Origin of the sequence: Parapedobacter lycopersici (assembly GCF_040395035.1) — a bacterium.
Lineage (GTDB): Bacteria > Bacteroidota > Bacteroidia > Sphingobacteriales > Sphingobacteriaceae > Parapedobacter > Parapedobacter lycopersici_A.
Map to the genome: position 1 here is coordinate 44990 of NZ_JBEBRB010000004.1, position 22970 is coordinate 67959.

The window sequence follows — 22970 nt, forward strand, 5'->3', positions numbered from 1 at the left end:
GTATGCAAAAGGTTGGTGTAACAGGCGGAATCGGCAGCGGCAAAACGTTAGTTTGTCGTATTTTCGGCGTTTTGGGAATTCCGGTTTTTGATGCGGACAGGGAGGCAAAGCTACTGATGACCGGAGACCCCGGGCTGGTAGCGGCCATCACCGATGCATTTGGCGAGGAAGCTTATTCCGCAGACGGCTCACTTAATCGGGCATACCTGGCCGAAACGGTTTTTAATGATGAAGCCGCCCGGAAAAAGCTGAATGCGTTGGTGCATCCCGTGGTTATCCGGGCAGGAGAGGAGTGGGCAGCTGCGCAACATGCTCCTTATACCATTAAGGAGGCCGCCCTGCTGTTTGAAAGCGACTCATATAAAAAAAACGATTATAATATCCTGGTGACGGCCCCCGAAGGCCTGCGCATACAACGGGTGATGGAGCGTGACGGAACGACAGCACGCCAGGTGAGAGCCCGCATGGCCAGTCAATGGCCGGAAGAGAAAAAAGCGACCCTCGCTGATTTTACAATTACTAACGACGGTATTCAAGCACTTATTCCGCAGGTGCTAAAGTTACACGATTTTTTTCTTCAGTTACGATAATGGCGGATATTCTGGCGGATTTTCTGGTTCAGCGACCTGAAGGGTATTACTGCCGGTATGGCAATTTTTTTATTGATCCGTTGCTGCCTGTAGATAATGCCGTGATCTCCCACGCGCATGCTGACCACGCCACACCGGGACACCGACGGATTTTCTGCACGCCCCCGACGACTGTATTCATGAAACATCGCTATCGCCAACAATCGTCGCAAAGTTTTTTTGAACAGTCTTATCATCAGTTTTTTAGTCTGCAGGAAGTAAAGCTTTATTTCATACCTGCCGGACACATGCTTGGATCAGCTCAGGTCGTTATGGAATACCAGGGGATACGGTATGTATACACGGGCGATTATAAAGTTCAGCCGGATCATACTTGTGATCCGCTGGAGACCATTGCTGCCGATGTACTGATTACCGAAAGCACTTTTGCCAACCCAGAGATTATTCACCCCGATCCAGTTTCGGAAATTATCAAGCTGGCGGGAACATCGGCTAACCTGTTGCTGGGTGCTTATGCGCTGGGTAAGGCACAGCGACTTACCAGCCTGATTAATCGGTACTGTCCGGACCGGCGGATATTGATTCATCACAGTATTTTACCTTTTCACCGGATATACGAATCTTTCGGCATTGTGATGGGCCGTTATGAACCTTATAACCGCAAAGAGATGAAGGTACTGCCTGCTAATAAAATCTACATTGTGCCGCCGTTCACCTTCAATAGTTATTTCAGGGCTACCAATGTGCTACGAGTATTTGCTTCGGGATGGAAACGGCTTCAGCAGCACAACCACCTGGAATTGTATATTTCAGATCATGTGGACTGGCAGGATATCCTGTCGTATATCGCTGTGATGAAGCCACGGGAAATCTGGACCATCCATGGTGATGGGCAGCCATTGGCTGCCCATTTTTCAGGTGTCATCCCCATTAGGCCACTGCAATTAATGCCCTGAGGAAATTCTTTATTACAGCTGATCTATTTTTCCCACCAGACCTTGGTCATGACATCATCACCGCCGATACGGTCGGCCGCTTCCTGGTAATTTTGGGGATTGAACCGTCTTACGTTATTGTGATACATAAATCGCGTAGGCATTACCCCATCGTGCAGCATGTACGCGGTTGTCGGAAGTACGGGATAGCCGGTACGCCGGTATTCAAACCATTGCTGATAGTCATTGAAAAATAATGCGAGGTACTTTTGATTCATCAGCTGCTCCATTGTACCGTTAAATGCAGCTTTTTCATTTTCAAAATACCCCATGGGTATTTCACTGTTTTTCCATTGGGCAATTGCGGCGGTAACGGCGGCTTCATATGCCTCTTTTGCGGCTTCCATATCACCGAAATGGAGAGCTACTTCAGCCTTGATGAATTCGACCTCGGCATATCCCATGATTACCTCAATAATTTCCGTGCCTAATGCCGTGTATACCATCAGGTCGCCATTTGGCGTACTTGGCGAAAAATCGAACTGAGACTCATCACCGGAGTGGGCACTTGGAATACCTTTATAGCCAATGGGTTGTATGGCGCCATCTACTAATCGCGAAGCCTGGGTCATAAACAGGGCCCGCCGCGGATCTTCCAGTTCATTAAGCATGTCAACAAAGAACTGGCCCATCGCTTGGAAATTGACATAATCCTGCCTTCTTCCCCAAGCGTAATCGTATGGCGGGAGCCCCGTTACCGTCAAGAGCGCGGCCTCATCATTGTTGCGGAAAACGGGATATTGTTCAGGATCATTAATTATCGCTTGCAACTTATCGTAACTGTTGAATTCGGTCCGCTTGGAGAGTCTAAGGATGAGCCGCATCAGCAGCGAATTGTTAAACCGCCTCCAGCTTTCCTTGTTGTTGCCGTATAAGACGTCGTTTCCGGCCATTTCCCCTTCAGCGGCATAAATCGTATTCGCTTCCTCCAGGTCGACAATCAGTTTGTTGTAAATTTCCTCCTGTGTATCAAATCGAGGCTGGGAAATCCCCTCTTCGGCCATAAGCGCTTCCGAAAAAGGAACGTCGCCGAAACTATCTGTCAGGATACCCACAATATACGCCTGTAAGGTAGCGGCAACTGCCCGGTATACCGGCTGATCGTAGAATTCAGCAGATTCTCGCATTTCACGAAGGTTACGCATCCACTGATAGCAGGTATTCCAGGTGCCGTTACCTGCATTTTCATTTAACTCATAGCGATGTATGCCATTGGCAGGGCTGGGGTTGGGAAGGCCTACCTGCATGATCTGCCACGTAAAATCACGGCTGCGCTCGGTGAAGTAGGTGCTCATACCATAAACGGTAGGAGTTACCAGGCTACCGGGTGTTACCCGGTCTATCCGGTTGGGATCTGTATTTAAATCAGTAAAATTTTTCGTGCACGAAGAAAAGCTCATCGCGCCGATGGTGCTTGCCAATATTACTGCTGTTATCTTTTTCATTAGAATGATGAATTGAGGGTGTATGTATTCAATCGCATAAATGAGTTCATGCACCGGTTTGTTTAAAACTTCAAGCTTAAATTTGCGCCCCAAGTGCGTGGTGTGGGCAACTGGCCCATTTCGACACCCGGTACTACGGTTGCCCCGTTGAGAGATGCGGTTTCCGGATCAAATATTGGGAAGTTCGAGATCAGTAGGAGATCCCGGCCGTACAGGGCAATACTGGCACCCGACAGTTTGAGTCTTGCAGTCCAGGTTTGCGGCAGGTTGAATTCAATGCGCGCTTCACGGAGTTTGATGTAAGAGGCGTCAAAACTGTTGGTTTCAATATTGGCCCGGCGGTAATAATCACCGTACCAGGTGTTGATTGCCACCGGCGTGGTATTAGGTGAATAGGATCCATCGTCATTTAATACCACACCGTCCCCAACGACAAGACCTTCCTCCCGTCCAAGCAGCGTATGTTTCAATTTACCCTGCTCTGTCATTTTATGATGTGTCTGCGAATAAATCATACCACCATATTGGCCATCAAAGAGCAAACTGAACCGCCAGTTCTTATAGCTGAATTCGTTCAGAAAGCCGCCACGCCATAACGGATAAGCATTACCGATTTTGGTTATATCCGCGGGCCGGAGGGCCAGACCAGTCTCTGCGTCGAAGACGACTTGGCCTTGCTCGTTCCGGACCAGCCCATATCCCCAGATATCACCTGTTGTGCCGCCCTCGGTGGCAATGATGGATGCGGTGCCGCTGGTGGCAATGATTTGCTGGTCGGCATCGATTTCGTCACTGAGTTCCAGAATTTTGTTTTCATTTTTCGCCCAGGTAATGGTGGATGTCCAGGTGAAATTCTGATTGGATACCGGGCTTCCGCTTAACATCACCTCAATGCCGCGGTTACGAATGGTACCGGCGTTGATAAATGCGCTGCTGTAGCCGGTAGTGATGTCCAATGGTACGCTCAGTACCTGATTGACCGTATTGTTATGATATAAATTTACATCACCCGTTATGCGGTTCCGGAAAAGGGAGAAGTTGATCCCGCCTTCCCACGACGTGGAGATTTCGGGCTTTAAGTTTGCATTGTGTAATACCGAGGGGGCATTTGCCGAACCTGGGAAATCTGATTGGTTATAATATTTTGCAATCCGGTAAGGATCTGTGTCGGTGCCCACCTGCGCCCAGGAAAGCCGGGCTTTGGCGAAAGAGATGGCGGTGGGTAACCGGAATATATCAGATAGAATATAGCTGGTGCTTACTGATGGGTAAAAATAGGAGCGGTTTTGCTCGGGCAGGGTAGAGGACCAGTCGTTCCGGCCAGTAACATCAAGAAATATCAATTCTTTCCACGAAAAATTGACCAGTCCATAAAGGCTATGCGTACGCCGTTCAGCAATTATATTGTCCACCACACCCTGCTCCAGCGCATTGGATAGCTTGTAAATCCCAGGGAGCATAAGTCCCCTTGCCATGGCGTTGTTTTCTTTACTCTGCCCGTGCATGAGGTTGCCGCCCACTGATGCCGTCATGGTCACGGCCCGACTCAGTTGGTCATTATATGTCAGTAATGCATCGGTATTCGACTCATAAAAAAACACATCCTGCTGTTTATAGTAACCTTGCGGAAAATTGGCGGTATCCCATGGGCGACGCTGTTCACGCTGATCCTGGCGCAGGTTTAACCCGGAACGTACCATTAAATTAAAACGGTCGTTAAATGCGTAGACTGCCTGCAGGTTTCCATCAATATTGATGTTTTTTAAACTGTTTGTCATTTCGTGTGCGATGACAAAGGGATTTTCAATATAAGAGCTGAACGGATGAATCTGACTGATCTGATCCTGTCCTTGTTTCCACCGTGGTTCGTACACGGCCAGGTCGACGTTTGGATTTTGGAAGATCATGAAATAAGCGATCGACTGATTGTTGTAGCCTGTGCCTGGCAGGTTATCACTGGTTTTGTTGGTGAACCCCATCTTGGCATTGATGGTCAGTTTCTCCGACAGCTGTGCTCCGGCGTTAAGTGTACCGACGAAGCGTTCAAAACCGGTGTTGGGCATAATCCATTCGTTCTTGGTATGTGTGAAGGATGCGCGCGCCGAAAAGCGGTCGGTAGCACCGTCAAGCGCTAGGTTATTCGTGGTGGTAAAGCCGGTTCGCCAAAAACCTTTGACGTTATCCTTATATGGCACCCACGGTAGCCTTTCGGCCGACTGTCCCTCGATCGAAGGATCATATTGGAAATAACGCTGCCCGTCAAATTTCGGGCCGAAGGCACTGGACGTTGACCCTGTATTTGGTCCGTCTTCGGACAATTGATAGGAATAATACAATTCCCCATCGGCATTCCGGTTATTGTTGCCCTGACCATACTCGTACTGATATTCGGGCCAGCGTAAAACATCATTTATACTGGTGTTGGAATTGATGGATATCCCGACTCCGTCTCGGCTTTGTCCTTTCTTAGTCGTGATGATCAGCGCACCATTCCCTGCACGGCTTCCATATAATGCGGTAGCCGCGGCACCTTTCAGCACGGTCACCGATTCGATGTCGTCGGGATTAATGTCTGAGAGGCCGTTGCCGAAATCAATCGGAATATCTTTATCCACACCACTTGATCCAGCCCCGTATGCCTGGTCCACGCCTGAGCTCACCCGGCCGTTGATCATCGGGATGCCGTCAATGACAATGAGTGCTTCATTCCGGTTGGGATCCAGCGAACGGTCTCCACGGAGGTTTATCCGTGTGGAGTTTATCGGGCCTGACCCTGTCTGTGTCAGGTTAAGGCCGGCTACTTTACCTTTTAGCGCATCCGTCCACGTGTTCGGCATCGCCTTGGTTATCGCTTCACCCTTTACCGTACTCACGCCATAACCCAGTCCTTTCGCTTCCCGTTCGATTCCCAGTGCAGTAACCACCACTTCGTCAATCTCCGTAGAAGATTCGGCAAGCGAGATCACCAGGTTGCTTTGTGAATCGGCCGCAGTAACATGTCGCGACACTCGGCCTATCAATGCAAAAGTCAGGGCGGTACCTTTTGTCACCGTTACCCGGAACCTGCCGCTGTTATCCGTGGTGGTGATGGCCTGCCCGTTGGCGATAACAGTAACACCGCTAAGCGGCTCACCGTTGGTTTCGTTTTGTACAATACCCTCAAGGGTTACCTGTTCCTGATACGCTATTGCTCCGGCAGTCCGGGTTAACGCCCGGGCTTGCTGGTTTGACAGCATAACGAGGCAAAATAAAGACACCACTATCCAGGCGTATCGTAAGTGGTACGCGCCTGTACTGAGCGTGGATTTTTCCTTGCCGGAAACGCACGGATAAGCGCCGTGCGGAAAATCATGTCGATGTTTCATTTCATTCGAGGTTTATTGCTTTAATTGGTTGCAAGTATCTAATTCCTATATTTACTAATTATTAACCCCGCATTACAATAGGGTAAATAAATTAGTTTTTCGTTATACGGAACCGATCCAGTGGTATAGAAATGCAGCGAGTGCAGCGCCGATCAGCGGGCCAATTACTGGTACCCACGCATACTGCAGGTCAAAACCTGCTTTATTTTTTATCGGCAATAAGGCATGTATGATGCGTGGTCCAAGGTCCCGGGCCGGATTAATGGCGTATCCGGTTGTACCACCTAATGAGAGACCGATTACCCATACGATAAATGCGACGGGTATAGCGCCCAGTGATCCCAGCCCAATGGGTACGGTGTCGCCGTCGTCCAGCGACGCATCGGTAAAATAAAAGACAGCAAACAGCAATACAAATGTGCCTACTATTTCGCTGATCAGGTTTACCGGCAGGTTGCGAACAGCAGGAGCTGTACAGAACACGGCTTGTTTTGCGCCGGCGTCCTCCGTAAGTCTGAAGTGATCCTGATAAACCAGCCAAACAACGAATGCGCCAACCATGGCTCCGGTAAATTGCCCGGCAAGGTAGGATGGTACTGCTTCCGTGGCTACATTTCCCGTGATCCACATGGCTAATGTAACAGCAGGATTCAGGTGCGCACCACTGTAAGGACCGGCAATAACGACGCCTGTGAAAACACCCAGTGCCCAGGCTGTTGTAATTACCATCCAGCCGCCATTGTGTCCTTTAGTGCCATTGAGGACGACGTTAGCCACCACCCCTCCGCCCAATAGGATAAGAAAGCCGGTGCCCAGCATTTCTGCAATAAAAGGTGTCATATTATTTAGTTTTAATTGGTTACGTGGTCATCATAGCCCGCGGCCTAGCCACCAGGTGCTGATTGCTTCGGCATTTTACGGCCTATAGCTTTTGGCGGCTTCTACCGCGTGCCGCCAGCGACCAATTGCGCCATCCGCATCATATTGTGGATTTGGCTCAAACACACGGTTTATTTGCCATTGGTTCTGGATCGCATCTATATTTTTCCAGATTCCGACCGCTAATCCGGCAAGAAAGGCGGCACCAAGTGCAGTCGTTTCCGTAATCTCCGGCCGGATTACACGAGCCCCCAAGATGTCCGCCTGGAATTGAAGCAATAGGTTATTTACCGTCGCGCCACCATCTACCCGCAATTCCCGGATGGTTGTACCCGAATCTGCTTCCATTGCCCGGAGAATATCGACTGTTTGAAAAGCGATGCTCTCCAACGCTGCGCGTGCAATATGTGATGCGTTGCTGCCGCGCGTAAGTCCGACAAGTGTCCCGCGCGCATAAGGATCCCAATGAGGCGCCCCCAAACCCGAAAAGGCAGGGACGAGAAATACACCGGCTGTGTCCGGGACCCGGGCCGCGAGTGCTTCGACCTCTTCCGATGAACGTATAATGCCCAGCCCGTCGCGAAGCCATTGAACAATTGCCCCACCAATGAAGACACTCCCTTCAAACGCATAATTTACCACATCACCAATTTGCCATGCAACGGTTGTTACCAGGTTATTTTTGGATAATATGGGTTTATCACCGATGTGCATTAACATGAAACAGCCCGTGCCGTAGGTGTTTTTAACCATGCCAGGGCGCGTGCATAGCTGCCCAAAGAGTGCGGCATGCTGATCCCCGGCAATGCCGGCGATCGGTATTTTTGCTGCGAGGATATTGGCAGCGGTTTCACCGACTATTTCGGCGGAACTTTTAACTTCGGGGAGCATTGTCCGGGGGATATCCATCAGCTCCAGCAACTCATCATCCCAGCGCAGCGTATTGATGTTATATAGCATGGTGCGTGAGGCATTGGTTACGTCAGTCACATGCTTGCTGCCTCCGGTAAGGTTCCACACCAGCCAGGAATCGATGGTGCCAAAAGCGAGTTCACCGCTCTCGGCTTTTTCGCGGGCACCGGGAACATGGCGAAGAATCCAATTGATCTTACTCGCAGAAAAATAGGCATCGATAATCAAGCCTGTCTTTTTCCGGATGAGATCGCCATATCCCTTATTCCGCAGTTCATCGCAGTATTCAGCGGTACGCCTGTCCTGCCAAACAATGGCCGGATAAACAGGATAGCCGGTTTTCCGATCCCATACAACGGTTGTTTCACGCTGATTGGTAATGCCGATTGCCGCTATCGCAGCGGCTTTTAGTCCGGCCTTGGCTATTGCCTCGGTTGCCACGGAAAGCTGGCTCGACCAAATTTCCTGTGCGTCATGCTCTACCCAGCCAGACTGCGGATAATGCTGCTTAAATTCCTTTTGGGCGACGGCTACCATCTGGCCTTCCGGATTAAAAATAATGGCACGGGAGCTGGTGGTTCCCTGATCTAATGCTAAAAGGTATTGATTTGTCATCGCAGGATTCGTTTACTGATTGGTCGAAGTATTTAAGTGTCTAAGTTTTCTTCGGGTAAATACTGTCGGGCGATTAGTCGGTAAGCCTGAAGCTGCTGATTTTCCCATTCCCGGTTTTTATTCAGTTGTTTTGCCATCAATGCAACCACTTTGGGAGCCATCTCCATGGATTTGGCGGCATCCAGAAACAATACCCGTAGACGTCTGGCGAGTACATCTTCGAGCGTCCGGGCCATTTCATTTACCACCGCCCAAACGACTTCCGCCCCGATATAGTCGAAATCGGGGTGTAGCCGCTCCGCGAGGTCGGGCTGGCTTACCGTAAGTGCACGCACACGGCCGGCATCGCTTCCATAGCTCGCCCAATGGCCTGCCTGTTGTTGGGTGCAGTGCCCCTGGATTTTCAGGGTTTTGGTCAGACATGCCCGTTTTTCAAGCGCTCCGGTTTCGATGGCCCTGTCAATAGTCTCCTCTGCCATTTTTCGGTATGTCGTCCATTTACCACCCGTGATCGTAATGAGACCCGACGGATTCACAATAAGTTTATGGTCGCGCGAAATTTCCTTGGTCGCCTCTTCGCCGTCATCAGGAGCCGCAAGTGGACGCAATCCGGCAAACATGCTACGGATATCCGATTTACGCGGTGCAGGGCTCAGGTAATCGGCGGCTGTTTTCAGAATAAACGCAATCTCATCATCCAATGGAACTGGTTCGATATGGGTGTCTTTGATTGGGGTATCCGTGGTGCCCAACAATAGGTAATTATGCCAAGGGACACCGAATAATACCCGTCCGTCGCTGGTTTTGGGAATCATTAACGCATCGCGTTCACCGAGAAAAGTCCGATCTACCACAAGGTGTGTACCCTGACTTGGCCTGACCATTACTTTATGATTAGGAGTATCCATAGTCAAAATGTCATCCACGAAAACACCGGTCGCATTAATAACGGCCTTCGCAGTGACAGGATATGAAGTTCCCGTTTCGCGGTCGACAAATGTCAGTCCAGTTACCTTCCCGGCCGCGTCCTTGCTTAATTCGGTAACCTGACAGTAATTAAGTACCGCGGCTCCATGGACGGCCGCGGTTTGCGCCAGGTTAACTGCCATTCGTGCGTCGTCGAACTGGCCGTCAAAATACCGCACACCACCCTGCAGCCGCGCGGACTTCACGCCGGGCAGACTACGCAGGGTTTCCTCCCGGGAAAGTGCACTGGACTTTCCAATACGGTATTTACCGGCAAGCCAATCGTATATTTTTAACCCGATTAGGTATTTACATTTGCTGAAAAAAGAATAACAGGGAATAATAAAAGACTGTGCATGGGCTAAGTGCGGTGCATTGCGGAATAGAATGCCACGTTCGTGCAACGCATCGTATACTAAACGGATATCCCCCATGGCGAGGTAACGTACCCCACCGTGTACCAGTTTGGTACTTCTGCTCGAGGTTCCTTTGGCAAAATCATGTTGTTCCAGTAAGATGGTTCGATATCCCCGGGAAGCGGCATCTACCGCAATGCCCAGTCCCGTGGCTCCGCCCCCGATGACTGCCAGGTCCCACTGAAGCGTTTCGGCAACCCGCCGGAGTGTCGTATTTCGGTCTACTAGTGGTTTTTCCATTTAACGTGACCCATGCGGGCAAAATGGTAATAATATGAAATTATATATTGATTTTTTCAAAAGTAATTGAAATTATATAAATAACAAAATGAAATATAAAATTATAAAACGAAAATAATTGAAACAACATAACATTTTAATTTTATCGATAAAAGCTGTATTTTGGTCCACATCCATCACCGATTTGTTATGACTAACATCGAACGGCACCAGTATATCATGCGTCAGTTACAGCAAAAGGGCGTTGTTAATGTACTGGAGTTATGCAGACAACTGGACGTATCGTCAGTAACCATCCGCAAAGACCTGAAATTACTTGAGGAAAGGCAATTGCTTTTCCGAACACACGGCGGTGCCACCCAGGTAAATCCGTATACAACCGACCGCACTGTATTTGAAAAAGAGAAAATTCAGACGGCAGAGAAGCTGGCTATCGCCCGTGAAGCGGCTTCCCTGATTATTGATAATGATTCAGTAATTATCGCATCAGGTACAACAGTGCAGGCCATGGCCAAAGAGATTCAACCAAACCTGAATCTTACCGTTGTTACATCCGCATTGAATGTTGCTGTTCAACTGGTCAAACATCCCCATGTGGAAATTCTGCAGCTCGGCGGCACCCTGCGCAAAAGCTCTACATCCGTTGCCGGCATGTATGCGGAACGCATTCTCGCCGACTTTTTTTGCAGTAAACTGTTTCTCGGGGTCGACGGAATTGACCTGGATTTTGGATTAACAACGACCAATGCCCAGGAGGCGCATCTGAATAGAAAAATGATGGAAGTATCACAAAAAGTGATCGTACTGGCCGATTCTACTAAATTTGGAAAACGAGGTTTTGGGCGCATTTGCGGGATTGAGGAAATAGACCGGATCATTACCGATAAGGGTATATCTCCTCATACCGTAAAGGAACTGGAAAGGGCTGGAGTAAAAGTAACCGTCGTGCAATAGGCGTCTATTTCGGATAGCTTCCGCCAATATGGTAACGGAGTAAAAACTGCTGTTGGTTGTCTACCGCACCGGGAGTAAAATGGAAGCTGGCAATAAATTTTCCTTCTAAGCCTTTGTAGCGTATAGGTGTCCATCCGATTTCAAGCCGGTCATAGCTGCGGGCTGTATAAAATTGGTCGCCATAGGGAACATCAAGCGGCTCACCGGTAAAGAATGTGTTTTCAAGGAAGAAATTACGATATGCAGCGTGTAATCCGGTGATAAATCCCGCCGCGGTACGCCATTCGTAAATACCCCTAAGCCGATCATACCCCACTACGCCACCCACATGGATATCCAGTGAATCGAGCAAAGTACGCTTAGATAAATCGACGCCAACCTTTATCATCGCAGCGCCGTTGTCGCGCACCTGATCGTTGGGAATCTTAATCATCGGGCCTGCATTGTGCCAAAGCATGGCGTGGTGCGAAACGTACAGCAGGTTGGTCGCAACTTTGCCGGATAGTCCCACCATAAATTGTTCCCTGTCCATATCCGTTTGGCGGCTCGTCCAATCGATCCAGATTTGCTGGAAGAACGTAGCGTTTTCGTACCGTAACAGCATGCCTTCAACATTAGGACGGTAATATAACAGCGTATCATTGAGTATGGCTCTTGGATAGTCGCTCAATAATCCATAACGGGGAAACATTCCGATATAAAAATTAAAGCCGCGCTGCTGGTAATTATAATATAGGGTAGGATTGACCTTACTGGAAGGTCTGGAACCGAATTCATGCAGGTAATTTATTCCAGCCCGGAGACGATGTATACTGTCTACGGCAATACCGAGCTCAGGTGCGATCCGTGCTCCGAATATGGTTTGTGGATAACGGCCCGACTTAGCGTATTCCCTGTTATCGGCGAAGCCATGGAAACCGACATTCCATTCAAACTGCTGTGCACGGGTGGTCAAGCATAATACTATAAACAACACAATAAGCAAATATCGTTGCATGGGCTAACCGTTTAATTTACTTGAATTGGAAATTTGTCACTGTTACGTGCGCCGATAAAAGGATCGGTCCGGATGGAAAAAAACAGCATGTATTTTCCAGGTGATGGTGGCATATTGATCTTTGCAGGAAATGTAGCGGTTTCTCCCGGTGGGATAATGATATTGCGGTAGTCGCCGTGCATTTCCACAAAGTCATCTTCTTGGAAAACAGGCTGGGTATAGCCGTATTCCAGGAATACAGGCCACTGTTCGCCGACGTTGGAAAAAGAGATGGTATCCTGATACGGATTGTTTATCGTCAGTGTTACATACTGCTTTGATCCGGCTTCAGCTTCTTTACGAAGGCCTTCTACGTCGATGTTGACTTTCTGATATGTCCTGACCGCGTCCAGGAACCGCCCGTATAACGGACCTTTTATTGTCTGAATAGTATCTTGTAATGGTGTCTCGTGGCTTCTAAATGAGGCATAATACGCTTTGTGACTCCGCAAACTATCTTCAATAGGCCAAAAATCATATTGTGTTTTCCGGTAGTTTCTGGCGTTATAGGAAAATCCTTTAGTGGTATTGTTTACGAAATTGTAATTGGAGATGTCCTGGAATCCGTTGTCCATGATCACGTAATTTTCTCCCGCCTTCGCGTGAATGCGCTTAGCCATTTCGTTTTTTCCCCAGAATTGCTGGAGTCCCCGGATCTGTGTGAGTGCAGGAAAGGGGAATATCAGGACAACCCGGATTACAATGATAAGTACGATATTGGCATAGAGCAAACGCATCAGCCAACGGGGGATGCGTTCCATGCGGCCGAGATGAATGTAAGCAAGGATGAAGAACGGAACGAATGCCAGTAGGGTCCAGTGGGCTTCAACACGACCTTTGAATGTACTGATTAAGAAAAAGAGCAGAAATCCATAACAATTGAATTTCATGATACGGAGGAAAATATCTGTCGCCCGCTGTCTGAACACATAATAATATAGTGCCAACGCGGCAAAAGGACCGACAATCAGCAATTGACTTAACACAAAGTCGGTTGTGAATGAAAACTGGTAAGCGCGGGTACTGCGATCAAACAAATGATATTGCACGGAGGGGAGGCCGTGGTTAATCTGCCATAGGATATGTGGCACGAATAGTACGCCTGACAGCGCAACGATAAGCCAAAACGAGGGACGTTTCAGCAATTTTAAATCGGCAACAATGGTAAATAGCAGCACTAATACAGCATGGTATTTGCTGTAAAGCATGCCCGCGATTACTATAGCCAACAACAGCGTATCGGTTAGTTTATCTGTTTTGATATACCTTTTGAGAAGGTAAAAATAAACGATTGTAAAGAAAAATAACGGCGTATCCGGTGTGGTGATAAAACTGTACACATGAAGGATAAGCATACTGCTATATAAGACGATAAACAGGCCGGCATCCTGCACATAAGGTTTCACGAGCTGCCATAAAATGGCGATTGCAGCAACGTTTGTCAACACACTGAGAAGTCTTACCATCAGTGCCGAATGAAAAATAGTATCACCGGCCTTCATAAAAAGAGCTACCATCGGCGGATGATCGTAATAGCCCCAATCCAGAAACTGGCTGTATACCCAGTAGTACGTTTCGTCAACATGCAATTCCATAAATGCGGCCTGGAACAGGTTGGCGACCATCCAGGTCAACAGGAAATAGAAAATAAGGTAATTATTCTTTATTGACGACGACATGGTAGTTGGTTAGCTGGAAAAGGTATATATATAGTTGCCCATAAAATTCCATATCGCAACCATGCCGATTGCGAATACCTTGGCAAGGTAAAAATTTAATCCCAGTTTTTCGTGAGCCACATAAAGGATCAGGTTATTGATCAATAACCCAGCCAGTGCGATGCCGAAGAATTTTGAAAATTCAATAAACATGGCATCCCGCCCGACTGCATGAAATGTCCAGAATTTATTCAGAAGGTAGTTGCTAACCGTGGCAACCATGAACCCAAGTGAGTTGGCCACGTACTTGTGCAGGTGTAACTTTTCTTTGCATCCCCATGTTACCCCGAAATCCACCACCACACCCGATAAGCCCACAAGACCAAATTTGAGGAATTTATTGATCAGATCACTGCTTAACTCCATAGTGTATCGTGGATGATATAGCGCAATAAATAAATTGCTATGCCAATTAGAAAACCGGCATAGCAATTGGGCGCTTTGGCATACTTATGTTTTGGTTTATACTTCCAACAGCAACCTTGCAGGATCTTCCAGCAATTGCTTTACACGTACCAGGAAGCTGACCGATTCCCTGCCATCAATGATACGATGATCATAGGAAAGGGCAACGTACATCATTGGTCGGATAACAACCTGACCATTTTCAGCCACAGGGCGCTGAATAATATTGTGCATACCCAATATTGCGGACTGAGGCGCATTGATAATCGGCGTAGACATCATGGACCCAAAAACGCCGCCATTGGTGATAGTGAAGGTACCACCGGTCATCTCGTCAATGGTTAATTTATTGTCCCGTGCTTTGGTTGCCAGATTAATCACTTCTTTTTCAATTTCATAAAGCGACAGGGATTCGGCATTCCGGATAACCGGCACTACCAATCCTTTTGGCGCAGATACGGCAATTGAAATATCCGCGAAATCATGGTACACAATTTCGGTTTCCTCAATCCGGGCATTCACTGCCGGCCATTCCTTGAGTGCCGTACATACAGCTTTGGTGAAAAAAGACATGAAACCAAGGCCTACGCCATATTTTTCCTTGAACGCGTCTTTATATTTAGCACGCAGGTCCATGATCGGTTGCATATTAACCTCATTAAATGTGGTTAGCATAGCCGTCTCATTTTTAACGGAAACCAATCGCTTTGCAATGGTTTTTCGCAACGCGGAAAGTTTTTCGCGCCGTTCGTTACGGTCACCAGCCATTGATTTCGGTGCCTCTGTAACAGTTCCTTTGCCGGACACTTGTGCTTTTGGAGTGCCAACCGTTGCTTTTTCTGCGTCTGCCTTCGTAATTCGGCCGTCTTTCCCTGTACCTGCCAACGCATCTGCTTCTATGCCTTTTTCACGTAAGATCTTGGCTGCTGCGGGAGAAGCGGTTCCAGTGGCGTAATTTTCTGCTGCCGGGGCTTGTGTTTCAGGTTGCGGCGCTGTTTCCGGTTTACTCTCCGTTTTCGCCGCTGCATTATCGTTGTCTTTTTTGTCAGCGGCTGGGGCTCCACCTTCTTCAATCCGGGCAACAAGTGCTCCGATTTCGAGTGTATCACCTTCCTGTGCGACAATACGGAGAATACCTGCTTTTTCGGCAGGTAATTCAAAAGTTGCTTTATCCGATTCGAGTTCGGCGATATTTTCGTCCATTTCCACGTAATCGCCATCCTGTTTCAACCATTGCGAGAGGGTGACTTCTGTGATGGATTCGCCTACCGTGGGTACTTTTATTTCTACACTCATATATGCTTTGTTAAATACTGATTAGTCGAGTTAGCATTAATCTACTTTTGCCGCTTCCTTTACATTGGCTTTAACATTTTCCTTTACCTCGGTACCGGCTTTTGTTTCAAACGCGCGGCTTACAACGGCGAGTTGCTGCGAAATATGCTGTTTAGCATAGCCCGTTGCCGTACTGCTGCTTTCTTTACGCGACACGACATCAAGGGTAATGTTCCGGTTCCTGAATTTCCGACAGATATAAGGCCAGGCACCCATGTTTTCCGGCTCTTCCTGTACCCATAGGAATTCCGTTGCATTTTTGTATTTATTGCGTATCGCACGAAGTTTGTCCATTGGGGTGGGGTAGAGCTGCTCTACCCTTACCACAGCCACATCCTTACGTTCGTCTGCCTGTTGCTTTTCCAGCAAGTCATAGTATATTTTGCCAGAACAGAACAGTACACGCCGTACATCGGCCGATTTTACGTAACTATCGTCGATTACCTCCTGGAACTGGGTTTTTGTTGTAAATTCAGTAATATCACTGACTACCTTGGGATGACGTAATAGACTTTTGGGTGTGAACACAACCAAAGGCTTGCGGTAGTCACGCTTTAACTGCCGGCGCAATACATGGAAAAAGTTAGCAGGCGTCGTACAGTTTACGATCTGCATGTTATTTTCCGCGCAAAGTTCCAGAAAACGCTCAATCCGTGCCGAAGAGTGTTCGGGTCCCTGACCTTCAAGACCATGCGGAAGTAACATAACGAGCCCGTTTGACCGGCGCCATTTGGTTTCTGCACTGGAGATGTACTGGTCTACAATAATTTGAGCGCCATTATAAAAGTCACCAAACTGTGCCTCCCATATTGTCAACGATTGTGGATTAGCCAATGCATAACCATATTCAAATCCAAGTACTCCGTATTCCGATAAGTGTGAATTATAAATATTGAACCGCTCGCCACCGGCTATCCGTTGCAATGGGATATATTCTTCACCGGAGTCTTCCAAGGTTAACACGGCATGACGATGAGAGAAGGTTCCACGTTCTACGTCCTGTCCGCTCACCCGCACACGTAATTCTTCATTTAATAAGGTCGCATAAGCCATTAATTCGCCCATAGCCCAATCAAACTTCTTGGATTCCACCATTTTAAGGCGTTCTTCGAATAATCTGGAAATCTTTCTGAAGAATTTCTTTTCACTGGGCAGTGTGCTAATCTCCCGTGCGAGCGACAAAAATGTCTTTTCTGCCACGCCTGTTTTAACAGGTACAAAGATATCTTCATATTTTGCTTTGCGAAGTCCCTTCCAAGCCCCCGAATACATCGGATTATCCTGTGTCAGGTTTTCTTCCTCCTTGGATTCATCCAGTCGTTCCTGCAATTTTTTACGGAAATCTTTTTCCATTTCTTTGGCCAGGTTAGCATCCACACTGCCCTGTTCCATTAATTTGTTGTTATAGATTTCCCGCGGGTTTGGGTGTTTCTCGATCGCTTTATAGAGCAACGGTTGGGTAAATTTGGGTTCATCCGCTTCATTATGACCATACCTACGGTAGCAAAGCAGGTCGATGAATACGTCGGTGTGGTATTTCTGACGGTATTCTACAGCCAGGTTGATGGCATATATCAATGCTTCCACATCATCCCCGTTGACATGGAACACCGGAGAAAGCGTTACTTTAGCAATATCCGTGCAATAAGTGGATGAACGCGCATCCATAAAATTGGTAGTAAATCCAACCTGGTTGTTCACGATGATATGAATCGTGCCACCAGTCCGGAAACCTTCCAACTTTGACATCTGGATAACTTCGTAGACAATACCCTGGCCAGCGACAGCGGCGTCTCCGTGAATGAGGATCGGGGCTATCTTGGTAACATCGCCCTCGTATTTCATGTCAATTTTAGACCGTACAATGCCTTCCACTACCGGATCGACCGTCTCCAGATGGGACGGGTTAGGTACCAGACTGAGGTGTACGTTCGAACCATTCTCTGTGGTAATGTCTGTAGAGTAACCTAAGTGGTACTTTACGTCGCCCCCAAAATCCTGCTCAGCATCTTCCACATAAGTCTTTCCCTCAAATTCAGAAAAAACACTTTCATATGATTTTCCGAGAATATTGGTCAGTACATTAAGTCGACCCCGGTGTGCCATACCAAGTACGAATTCCTGAATACCTATTTCAGCACCCTTTTCAATTACGGAATCAAGTGCCGGAATCAAACTTTCCGCCCCTTCCAGCGAGAAACGCTTTTGTCCAAGGAATTTCGTACCCAGGAAGCTTTCAAATACGACGGCCTCATTGAGTTTCTGCAAAATCCGTTTCTTCTTTTCTATTGGGAAATTAGGTGTATTGCGCTCGCTTTCCATACGCTCCTGAAGCCATTTCAGCTTGTCCGGGTGACGGATGTATTTGAACTCTGCACCAATAGACCGGCAATAGGTGTCTTCAATGAGCTGGCGGATGTCCCGCAGTTTGGCAGGTCCTAATCCCACCTCAACACCTGCATTGAAAACCGTTTCCATATCGGCTTCTGATAAACCGAATGTTTCCAGTTCTTTGCCCGGATAATATTTCCGGCGTTGGCGAACCGGATTGGTTTCTGTGAATAGGTGACCGCGGTCGCGGTAACCATTAATCATGTTCAGTACATTGATTTCCTTGAGTACATGATCGGGAGTAGCCACGGCAGCATCGCCAGCCGTTCCATTTTGGCCGAAATCAAACCCTTCAAAAAATTTCTTCCAACCAAAATCAATCGAATCGGGATCCGCTTTGTATGCTTCATAAAGCGAATCGATATAGGCCGAATCTGCGTTACTTAGATAAGAAAGTTTGTCCATTTATTTGTTTATACAATGAATGCGTCAAAGTTATGAATTATTATATGGTTTCCTAAAGTAATATCTTACAATTTTATGGCCAAATTTTAGTCATAATGGTTTTTTTTGTGCTCAGGAGAGGTAGACTGATTCGTGGATTATATCGCCAATGTTTCTGCGGGCGATAGCTGGATAATCAATTTATCTAGATCAATACGCTTGTTATCTTTTGCACTGCTACCAACGCCGGCAAGGTGTGCCCAGTTTCCATAATTATTAGCCGGGTTGTAGTCAATTAATTTTTCTTCGAACCACGCAGCACCCTTTAGCCAGTTGACACCAAGTTCGTGAATGAGGTACGCAGCCAGCAGCACCCGCATCTGATGGGGAATATGTCCGGTTTCATTCAATTGCCGGATGCCACGGTCGATAATAGGCTGGCCTGTATTACCTGTTTTCCATTTATCAAAATTCAGGGCCTCTTCGTGCCCCGCGGTTTCCGGTGCTAGGTCTGTTATGCCGCCGGTTTGGAAGAAACGGTTACCATGTTTTTTAAACATAAAGCGATAATAATCGCGCCAGAGCAGTTTCAGGATAAACTGTTCCAAGCTCTTTTTATCCGTCCCGATATACTTACTATCTTTTACTGCATGATACAAGGTGTTGGGAGACAGCGCGCCAATGGCGATATAGGGTGATAGACCCGAGTCCGTTTCCTGCGGAGTGTCACCGCTCAGGAACCGATCCATCCGGGCCAGCGCTGCTTGCTCGCCACCCGCAAGTATCAGGTTTGATGCCTGTCTGATTTCGTCGGAACTGAATCCAAGCTGCTGCAGCGATGGTATGTCGCCCGTTTCCATATTTTCAGGAATAGATACCCGCTCCGGAAGCCCCAATTGAGGCCGGATTGTACTTTCACGTTCCGTTTTCTTCTTGAACAGGGAAAATGCGTCGGGTATATCCCGGATCGGAAAGGGAAGGTCTTCTTTATGATATAACGTGTGGCCGATAAAATGGCGCAGGTTGATCTGTGTTTTTTTCCAAAGCGCAGCTTCCACCAATGCAGAAACCTGAGTTTCTTCAAATGCGACTTCCCGGTGATGGTACACCTCATCTACCTGGTATTCCTCCGCAATATGAGGCAACATGTCTTCAGGATAACCAACAACGGAGATCAAATTACCCCCCAGGTTGCGGAGCGCAGCCTGCAATGCCAGCACATTCTCCCGCAAAAAAGCGGCCCGTAGGACACCCATTTTCCGGGTCCCGTACTCCGTCAGTTCGAAATGTCTTGGATCAAAGCAGAAAACCGGAACAATTTGCTGGCCGCGTTCAATAGCACGCAGCAGTATCTCGTTATCGTGGATACGCAAATCGTTTCTGAACCAAACCAGGATTGTCCTCTTGTCCATGCCTGAAGTAATAATGGATTAAATTTGACAAATATAGGAGTTATTGTTGTGAAACCGCCTTTTTACATGTCGAAACACAAATTATTTACAATTAAATCACAAACGGTCGGCCGGTGTTACTGGGCCTAACTGCCACCCACAAGTTGTACAAACGACCCGGAAATCCTACTTTTGCCAAAAATACATTTGGTAGAAACATATTTAATTTTCGTTTGTACTAATGGTACCGGGCCGATAGTTGCACTAAAAGCCACCCAATTGTAACGTATATGAAAGTTCTCATTACAGGTCTCAATAATTATTTAGCCAGGAAAGTTGCTGCATGCCTAGCCGAAGAAGATTATGAAGTCACTTGCCTGATACGCAACCGCAAACTGTTCCGTGAGCATATTTCCGAAAAACACCGGGTCAACATTATGGAAGGCGATTTATTCCGAGGAGAAAATTTAGCCGGCATTGACGCGGACACCGCAGTTGCTTTTTACTTTAATCAAACACCGGTCAATGCGCTGGATATGCGGATTGAAATGGAATTACTGGCCTTGCAAAAATACATTGATACGTTGAAACGAACGGCCTGTCAGCATTTGATTTATGTGACAAAATTGGTAGACGGTAATGTCGACAAAATTAATTCCTATATCCGCGATACAGGATTGAATTATACCATTGTGCGTGCAAGTAACATTATTGGGAAAGGATCAGTGTTGATGACCATTTTGGCAAAAATGTCGATGCAGCGGCTGGTTCTGGTGTCGCGGGAATTCGCAAAAAGCCGATGCCAACCCGTATACCTGGCTGATATTTGTACATATTTCAATTATATGTTGCTAGACCCGAGGACATATGGAGAGACCTATGATATCGGCGGGCCTGAGGTCATGACATATAAAGAAATCTTTGAACGCTACCTGGATGTATTGAAGCTGCGTAGAAAAGTAATGACCCTGCCCGCATTGGGGACGCTGGTGTCAAACGTAATGACAAGGTATGTATACCGGTTTGAACAGGATATATCAGCAGCACTAAACCTGAATGTACGCCGGAATTTGATTTGCAAGAAAAACGGACTCCGGGAGTTGTACCCACTGAAGTTAACGCCTTTCCGTGAAGCCATCCCAGTTGCTCTGGGGTTGGTTGAAATCGGATCAAATAAGAGCTGATGATGCGAAAATGCGTATTGGTAACCGGTGCCACCGGGCTGATCGGTACCGCACTAATTGATGCGCTGATCGACCAAGGTTACACTGTTCATGGATTGAGCAGGGGCGAACAGCAACATCGCTCGTCGGCGGTTCGTTTTTTTCAATGGGATACTGACAGCGGCAAGGTTGATGAACGTTGTTTGAACGGAGTGCAGGCAATTATTCACCTTGCAGGCGAAAACATTGGCGCCCAGCCATGGAGTAAACATCGGAAACAAGCAATCTACGACAGCCATGTCCAATCCATCAGGTTGCTTTATCGGTTGCTTGAAAATCGCGAGCATGCCGTCAATACCGTGGTGTCAGCCGGTGCTACCGGATATTATAGTCATCGGGGCGATGAATTGATGACAGAAGATAAGTTGCCCGCAAATGATTTCCTTGGACGGCTTTGCCTGGCTTGGGAACAGGCGGTAGCCGAAGGCAGAAGATTAGGATTGCGCACAGTTTCGCTCCGAAGCGGGGCAGTACTAGCAACGGCTGGCGGCATGTATCCCAAACTTGTAAAGTTTATAAAAACCGGTTTGGGTGCCGTACCGGGCACAGGCAGGCAATGGATGCCGTGGGTTCACATAGACGACGCTGTTGCTTTATATTTATTTGCAATGGAACACAATGGCATTCACGGCGTCTATAATATGGTAGCACCCCAACAGATTCAACTGAAGCCCCTCTTGTATGCCATCGGAAACCACCTTGATAAGCGCATTTGGCTACCCCATATCCCAGCATTTGTGCTAAAAGCTGTCTTGGGACAAATGAGCGAATTATTGCTGAGCAGTACCCGCGTATCGGCCGATAAAATACAGAATGCCGGTTTCCGCTTTACCTATCCAGAGATTAACCAAGCTATTGCCTCGCTTTAGGAAGACGTCATTTTGCATTATTTGGCCGTTATTTGACTTTTGCCGTCGGTGCCGGTTGAACCGGAGTATACGGTTCCCTGTGACAGACGACCCAACGGACGTCCCGCCGGACCACTGTTGATCAGGCCATAAATATTACGTAGTTCATTTTGAGGAGTTCCGCCGTATCCGCCTGCCCGGGTATCAATTCGCAGGTAATGCGGCGCCTTCCGATCTTCGGTCTGGGGTATAATACCTGTTTTGCGATAAGTCATATTCACTGTCCCACCATCGCCGTTGGGGTAGGTACGCGATCCGTTGTTTGCGGCGTCCTGTCCACCCGCAAGCACATAGAGTGCGCCCAATTCACTAAATCGCATATCGATGTCGAAATCCGTTCCGTTGTTTTTACCGTCAGTTCCAAAAATGTAAGCCCGTTTATCCATCACAACATGATCAGCGGTCAGTGTAACCTGTTTTTTTCCCAGGAAAACAAGCTGTGCGCGGTCATGCATGATCAAGGTGTCAATATGAAGGGTTATTGTAGAATCCCTTCCGGAAAAAACCTCCTTTTTCTTCCTGCCGATTTCCAGCTTTGAAACATGCTGAATGCTATCTTGGGCGGCTGCTGTGAAGGTGATCATACCAAACACGAACAGCATTGAATAGTTGATTTTCATGACTCCATTCTTTAATAAATCCGTCAATTAGACCGTGTTTTGAATGAATAGTTTAATTTTCGTTACAAATTCTGATTAATGGATGCAGTTGTGTATTATTGCACATTTAAACAATAAGATTACTTTATTATTTATTAATGGATGACTTCCGTCAGATTTCAGTTGTCACTGCCACAATCCAA

General features: G+C 47.4%; 17 protein-coding genes. 5 read left to right on the forward strand and 12 right to left on the reverse strand.

Features of this window, described 5'->3' with window-relative positions:
- Positions 1 to 2: 2 nt before the first annotated feature.
- Together coaE and ABWO75_RS02260 are read left to right on the forward strand one after the other, a co-directional pair.
- Positions 3 to 590 carry a dephospho-CoA kinase gene (gene coaE, locus ABWO75_RS02255; protein ID WP_353182123.1) on the forward strand — a complete coding sequence of 196 codons (588 nt, stop codon included), beginning with the start codon at positions 3 to 5 and terminating at the stop codon, positions 588 to 590.
- On the forward strand, positions 590 to 1546 hold the full coding sequence (locus tag ABWO75_RS02260; protein ID WP_353182125.1) for an MBL fold metallo-hydrolase: 957 nt from the start codon (positions 590 to 592) through the stop codon (positions 1544 to 1546). The genes coaE and ABWO75_RS02260 overlap by 1 nt, the downstream gene beginning before the upstream one ends.
- 23 nt (positions 1547 to 1569) lie before the next feature.
- Here the strand turns inward: ABWO75_RS02260 and ABWO75_RS02265 are convergent, their stop codons facing one another.
- The 5 genes from ABWO75_RS02265 to ABWO75_RS02285 form a co-directional block, all read right to left on the reverse strand.
- Entirely contained in the window at positions 1570 to 3030 is a 1461-nt protein-coding gene (locus ABWO75_RS02265; RefSeq protein ID WP_353182127.1) for a SusD/RagB family nutrient-binding outer membrane lipoprotein, read from the reverse strand.
- 62 nt (positions 3031 to 3092) lie between these two features.
- Entirely contained in the window at positions 3093 to 6395 is a 3303-nt protein-coding gene (locus tag ABWO75_RS02270) for a SusC/RagA family TonB-linked outer membrane protein (protein WP_353182129.1), read from the reverse strand.
- Positions 6396 to 6497: 102 nt separating this feature from the next.
- Positions 6498 to 7235 (reverse strand): MIP/aquaporin family protein, encoded by a 738-nt coding sequence (locus ABWO75_RS02275; protein ID WP_353182132.1) that lies wholly within the window; start codon positions 7233 to 7235, stop codon positions 6498 to 6500.
- 75 nt (positions 7236 to 7310) lie between these two features.
- A complete protein-coding gene (gene glpK, locus ABWO75_RS02280) occupies positions 7311 to 8801 on the reverse strand; it encodes a glycerol kinase GlpK (protein ID WP_353182134.1) in 1491 nt (496 codons plus the stop codon).
- A gap of 32 nt (positions 8802 to 8833) precedes the next feature.
- Positions 8834 to 10423, reverse strand: coding sequence for a glycerol-3-phosphate dehydrogenase/oxidase (locus tag ABWO75_RS02285; RefSeq protein ID WP_353182136.1), 1590 nt, complete (start codon positions 10421 to 10423; stop codon positions 8834 to 8836).
- A 189-nt stretch (positions 10424 to 10612) separates the two neighbouring features.
- Between ABWO75_RS02285 and ABWO75_RS02290 the strand changes: the two genes are divergently transcribed.
- Complete coding sequence (locus tag ABWO75_RS02290) at positions 10613 to 11377, forward strand: DeoR/GlpR family DNA-binding transcription regulator (RefSeq protein WP_353182138.1); 765 nt, start codon at positions 10613 to 10615, stop codon at positions 11375 to 11377.
- Positions 11378 to 11381: 4 nt separating this feature from the next.
- On the opposite strand, the gene ABWO75_RS02295 is transcribed toward ABWO75_RS02290, so the two are convergent.
- The 6 genes from ABWO75_RS02295 to ABWO75_RS02320 all read right to left on the reverse strand — a co-directional run bounded on the left by ABWO75_RS02295 (position 11382) and on the right by ABWO75_RS02320 (position 20058).
- On the reverse strand, positions 11382 to 12374 hold the full coding sequence (locus ABWO75_RS02295; protein WP_353182140.1) for a lipid A deacylase: 993 nt from the start codon (positions 12372 to 12374) through the stop codon (positions 11382 to 11384).
- Between the two features lie 11 nt (positions 12375 to 12385).
- Positions 12386 to 14092 (reverse strand): ArnT family glycosyltransferase, encoded by a 1707-nt coding sequence (locus tag ABWO75_RS02300; RefSeq protein WP_353182142.1) that lies wholly within the window; start codon positions 14090 to 14092, stop codon positions 12386 to 12388.
- 9 nt (positions 14093 to 14101) lie between these two features.
- Entirely contained in the window at positions 14102 to 14497 is a 396-nt protein-coding gene (locus ABWO75_RS02305) for a GtrA family protein (RefSeq protein ID WP_353182144.1), read from the reverse strand.
- A 96-nt stretch (positions 14498 to 14593) separates the two neighbouring features.
- A complete protein-coding gene (gene odhB, locus ABWO75_RS02310; RefSeq protein WP_353182146.1) occupies positions 14594 to 15832 on the reverse strand; it encodes a 2-oxoglutarate dehydrogenase complex dihydrolipoyllysine-residue succinyltransferase in 1239 nt (412 codons plus the stop codon).
- 36 nt (positions 15833 to 15868) lie between these two features.
- Complete coding sequence (locus ABWO75_RS02315; RefSeq protein WP_353182148.1) at positions 15869 to 18667, reverse strand: 2-oxoglutarate dehydrogenase E1 component; 2799 nt, start codon at positions 18665 to 18667, stop codon at positions 15869 to 15871.
- Positions 18668 to 18804: 137 nt separating this feature from the next.
- Positions 18805 to 20058 (reverse strand): DASH family cryptochrome, encoded by a 1254-nt coding sequence (locus tag ABWO75_RS02320; protein WP_353182150.1) that lies wholly within the window; start codon positions 20056 to 20058, stop codon positions 18805 to 18807.
- 269 nt (positions 20059 to 20327) lie between these two features.
- Here ABWO75_RS02320 and ABWO75_RS02325 point away from each other — a divergent pair, with 269 nt between their 5' ends.
- Both ABWO75_RS02325 and ABWO75_RS02330 read left to right on the forward strand, forming a co-directional pair.
- Positions 20328 to 21221 carry a Rossmann-fold NAD(P)-binding domain-containing protein gene (locus ABWO75_RS02325; protein ID WP_353182152.1) on the forward strand — a complete coding sequence of 298 codons (894 nt, stop codon included), beginning with the start codon at positions 20328 to 20330 and terminating at the stop codon, positions 21219 to 21221.
- On the forward strand, positions 21221 to 22129 hold the full coding sequence (locus tag ABWO75_RS02330) for a TIGR01777 family oxidoreductase (RefSeq protein ID WP_353182154.1): 909 nt from the start codon (positions 21221 to 21223) through the stop codon (positions 22127 to 22129). Before ABWO75_RS02325 ends, ABWO75_RS02330 begins: the two co-directional genes overlap by 1 nt.
- 17 nt (positions 22130 to 22146) lie before the next feature.
- On the opposite strand, the gene ABWO75_RS02335 is transcribed toward ABWO75_RS02330, so the two are convergent.
- Positions 22147 to 22788, reverse strand: coding sequence for a hypothetical protein (locus tag ABWO75_RS02335; RefSeq protein ID WP_353182156.1), 642 nt, complete (start codon positions 22786 to 22788; stop codon positions 22147 to 22149).
- Positions 22789 to 22970 lie beyond the last annotated feature (182 nt).